At 61.4% G+C, this 3,599-nt stretch carries 5 protein-coding genes; 4 read left to right on the plus strand and 1 reads right to left on the minus strand.

The window, feature by feature from the left end; genetic code table 11:
• Positions 1-524: 524 nt before the first annotated feature.
• Both Q4G24_RS16475 and Q4G24_RS16480 read left to right on the plus strand, forming a co-directional pair.
• Positions 525-1,001 carry a polymorphic toxin type 15 domain-containing protein gene (locus Q4G24_RS16475; protein ID WP_303367620.1) on the plus strand — a complete coding sequence of 159 codons (477 nt, stop codon included), beginning with the start codon at positions 525-527 and terminating at the stop codon, positions 999-1,001.
• Positions 1,002-1,014: 13 nt separating this feature from the next.
• A complete protein-coding gene (locus Q4G24_RS16480) occupies positions 1,015-1,719 on the plus strand; it encodes a GAD-like domain-containing protein (RefSeq protein ID WP_303367621.1) in 705 nt (234 codons plus the stop codon).
• Positions 1,720-1,928: 209 nt separating this feature from the next.
• Here the strand turns inward: Q4G24_RS16480 and Q4G24_RS16485 are convergent, their stop codons facing one another.
• Complete coding sequence (locus Q4G24_RS16485) at positions 1,929-2,459, minus strand: AAA family ATPase (RefSeq protein WP_303367622.1); 531 nt, start codon at positions 2,457-2,459, stop codon at positions 1,929-1,931.
• Here Q4G24_RS16485 and Q4G24_RS16490 point away from each other — a divergent pair.
• Both Q4G24_RS16490 and Q4G24_RS16495 read left to right on the plus strand, forming a co-directional pair.
• The gene (locus Q4G24_RS16490) at positions 2,458-3,159 is read left to right on the plus strand and encodes a hypothetical protein (protein WP_303367623.1); all 702 of its coding nucleotides are present in this window, start codon (positions 2,458-2,460) and stop codon (positions 3,157-3,159) included. The genes Q4G24_RS16485 and Q4G24_RS16490 overlap by 2 nt on opposite strands.
• Before the next feature lie 232 nt (positions 3,160-3,391).
• Positions 3,392-3,599, plus strand: a 208-nt coding sequence (locus Q4G24_RS16495; RefSeq protein ID WP_303367624.1) for a recombinase family protein, incomplete at its 3' end; no start/stop codon positions are given.

Raw genomic sequence — 3,599 nt, forward strand, 5'->3', positions numbered from 1 at the left:
AACAGCAGCCGCCGGTCCAAAGACCACAGCCTCAGACGCCAAGACCCGCGCCAGCACGCCTGCCTGCGCGGACCGCACCATTTCCACCCGCAGCCAACGATCCGCAATGGCGTTCGACACCCCCGACAAAGCCCGCGCCTTCGGGCATGGGGGCGCGGCTAACCCGGCTTGGTAAATTCGGCCGGTTTCTTAGCGGCCCGGCCGGGATTGTCATCAGCGCGCTGACCCCCTCTCAACTTGGGGACGGAACACTTCCGGCATGGGTCCGTGATCTTGGGTCACCAGATCCTTTCCGCCGCAGGACAGCGGAAGAGGCAAACAGGCGATATCGCAGCAATCCTGCTTTAAGGCCTGATCTCGAAAAATGGTATCGCGACGAAACTGCAGGCAGGCCGGCTGTTGCGGCACCATCTGCCGCACCGGAAAACAACACAAGGCCGATCCCGCTCCCTGACCTCGGGCCGTCTGTGCGGGTGGATGAAGATCCCCGGCGTCGGCGCTGTACAATCGCGCGGATCTGCTTCATGCCGGTAAGCACGAATATCGACCGCGAAGAGTTTCACCGGCAGCTCAAGTTGCAAGAGGCGGCGCTGAACCGGATGACACCGGGTGAAATGCTGGGCCATCGCGGGGCCTATCTGGCCAATCCGGCAGGAATACGGAAACTGTCAGAGCCGTTGCAAGAACGGACGAGGGCGGACTATCGGGCAACGAAAGAGGACGAATACCGGCGTATTTATGGTCGAGACGCCGATGCCGAACTTGATGCCCATATGGCGACCGTTGCCGCGCTGCATAACCCTGATATGGTCGCGGGCGGGGATTACAGATCGGTTGCCGATCCTTCGATTCCCTTGCAGAATCGAATCGGCGGGCTGGCAGAAAACAGCTCCATCGGGTCACAATGGCGCTGGGGACGAGCGCAGCAGGTGGCTAACCACGCACTGCAACAGCAACGAAACGGATGCCCCTCGGTCGGGGTGGTCCTTGACATCTGTTAGGAAAGAACAGGACATGACAGCTTATACGGAACAGGATTTTTATGATTGGCTAGTCGAGAAACGCGCTCCGCCAGCGCATCCGACCTTTCCCACTGAACAGCAATTGGCAAAATGGCGCGGGCGGCTGCCTGATCTGTTGCTGCGCTGGTGGCAGGAACAGGGCTGGGGATCACTCAGCAAGGGGCAATATTGGGTCTGCGACCCTGACTATCTGCGCCCGGTGCTGGAACAGGTGTTCACCGGTGACCCGGAATACCATGTCGATGACCTGATCCCGTTCGGATATAATGCCCTTGGGATGATCGATATTTTTATGGGCGATGAATGGATAATGACGGTTGACCTTATGTTCGGAACCGTCACGTCACGAGGGCCAAGTGAAAAATACCCAGAAACCGACTTTATAAAAATATATGGCCGAATCAACGACGGCGCCCATCGCCTTGAGTGGAAAGACGAAGACATGATCCCGCTCTTCCCCTGGGCGCTGGAAAACCTGGGCGAACTTGACCCTGGCGAGGTCTATGGCTTCATTCCGGCCTATACCTATGGCGGCCCCTATCCCGTTCGCAACCTGCACAGACTGCCCGTGATCGAACATCTGGTCATGCTGGCCCAACTATCGCCGCCCATGATCTATGATTATGTCAAACCGGCGGATGGCGAGGGCGGCTTCGGCAACCTCATCCCCCGCCGCCCCGCAGGGCCGCAACCATAAAGGACAGCCACACCGGCGGTCATGTTCACCCGCGCTGTTCACCTCCACCGATAGGCTGAAGATCCGAACCTGTCACCTGATGAGTTTCCAGATATTCCCATCTCGCCTGACGCGAGCGGGGTTCTGCGCCATCTTGTCGAGCGCGCGCCTGACGGCTTTCATCTGGCTGTCAGGGTCGATATCGTCGGCCAGTCCGGGCGGCAGGGCATTCAGGACGTCACGGGAAGTAAAGCCGCCGGTATGGTGCCCAGTCTGGCTCCAGACATACAGCAGGGTTTCGAGAGCGGAATCGAGTTTGGCCCCTGCACCGGCTTTGCCGGGTTCAGCCGCGCAGGGGCCTTGGCTTCGATAGCCTTCACCGTCGTGCGTTCATCTTCATCCTCATCCAACCCCAGCACAACTCTTTGCGTCATAAAAAATACATCGTCCCCTTTCGGCATCGTCCGCTGCTTTTCTTGCGCGACCCGCACCAGCCCCTGTTTCATCGGAACCAGCGAAAGCTCGGTATCGACTGCACCCCTGAGGGCTGAACTGCCACGGCTGCCGCGCTCAATGTCCTTTCCGGTGTGATGGACCAGCATCACATGTGCCGTAAGCTGTTGTGCGATACGGTCTGCGGCATCGGCCACGCGGGTCATATGCCCGGACGCGTTTTCATCGGCATCTCCGATTGAACGGGCATGCCCGCAGTGCAGGACAATCTGCACCGCAGTCCTTTCTTCAATCACGAGATCCCCCATGACCACCCCCCTTCACCGGGCACGCCCCGGAACCATCGTCCTGTTGCGTTTCCCGCTGGCCGAGGGCCGCCCCGGCAAAATCCGGCCCTGCCTCGTTATCGCCTGCCAAAACGGCGGCACAGGTCTGACGCTGGCCTATGGCACCGCCGCGCCAGACCATGCCAACAGCGGGTTGGACCTGCCCATCACCGCAGCGGACGACCTGCAAGCCGCCGGGCTGCGCCGTCCCACCCGCTTCGTGCTCGCCCGCCGGATCACGGTCGCCGCCAGTGACCCGCGCTTCGACGTTGGCCCGGAAGCAACGCCAGTCATCGGCAAGCTGCCCGCACCACACCTGCCCGGACTGACCACCCTCTGCCACCAGATCGGACCAGACCTGACCGCAGACCGCCCCCGCGGTCGCTCCAGAAAGCGACAGCCCGGACAAAAGCACAACCGGCACGTCACCGTGCAAACCAGCCCGCAGACCAAACTCTGGAGGCATGACACAGGGACCAGCCCCAACCGCCAGAGCGGCAGCACCGCACCGACCAGCCTACGAATCATCACAACAGATGCCCACAACCACACCAGCGCCAGACCAGAGCGCAGCCGCAACCTGCCGCGCACCCGCTCCCACCGCCGCACCATCACAACCCAAAAGCGCAACGGCCAGCCGCGCCAGACCCTCATCATCGAGCGCCGCCGAAGGGCCGTTTGAGACCGATTTCCCTGATCACGCGCCGGGACCCATCTCCGTTTCAGTTGCCTTGTGCCTGATCTGGAGACCACACGCCGCCGATAAAGCCCGACACCCCCGCCAATGACAGCCCCGCCGACCCGCCCGCAGCCGTCCCCGACACGCTCGCAGCCTTCATCACCCTGCTGGCCCGCAGCGCCGCCCACCAGCACGCCGCAAACCTCAACCAGCCCCCCAAGCAGGACCGCAAACCATGACCAAACGCGTCGCAATCTACGCAAGGTATTCATCAGATCTGCAACAAGCCACCTCCATTGATGACCAGATCGCCATGGGCAGTCGTCTATGCGAGACGCATAACTGGCAGTTGGTCCATATCTTTCGCGATGAGGAGATAACCGGCCGTCACACACGCCGCCCCGGCTTTCAGGCCATGAAAGCCGCCATCGACCGCCGCGAGG

The organism is Paracoccus sp. (in: a-proteobacteria) (assembly GCF_030538695.1).
Classification (GTDB): Bacteria; Pseudomonadota; Alphaproteobacteria; order Rhodobacterales; family Rhodobacteraceae; genus Paracoccus.

What these genes read in the sequence shown, in the direction of transcription:
- Q4G24_RS16490 (WP_303367623.1), top strand. Translation starts at nt 2,458, where the DNA reads ATGACCACCCCCCTTCACCGGGCACGCCCCGGAACCATCGTCCTGTTG.
- Q4G24_RS16475 (WP_303367620.1), top strand. Translation starts at nt 525, where the DNA reads ATGCCGGTAAGCACGAATATCGACCGCGAAGAGTTTCACCGGCAGCTC.
- Q4G24_RS16480 (WP_303367621.1), top strand. Translation starts at nt 1,015, where the DNA reads ATGACAGCTTATACGGAACAGGATTTTTATGATTGGCTAGTCGAGAAA.
- Q4G24_RS16485 (WP_303367622.1), bottom strand. Translation starts at nt 2,459, where the DNA reads ATGGGGGATCTCGTGATTGAAGAAAGGACTGCGGTGCAGATTGTCCTG.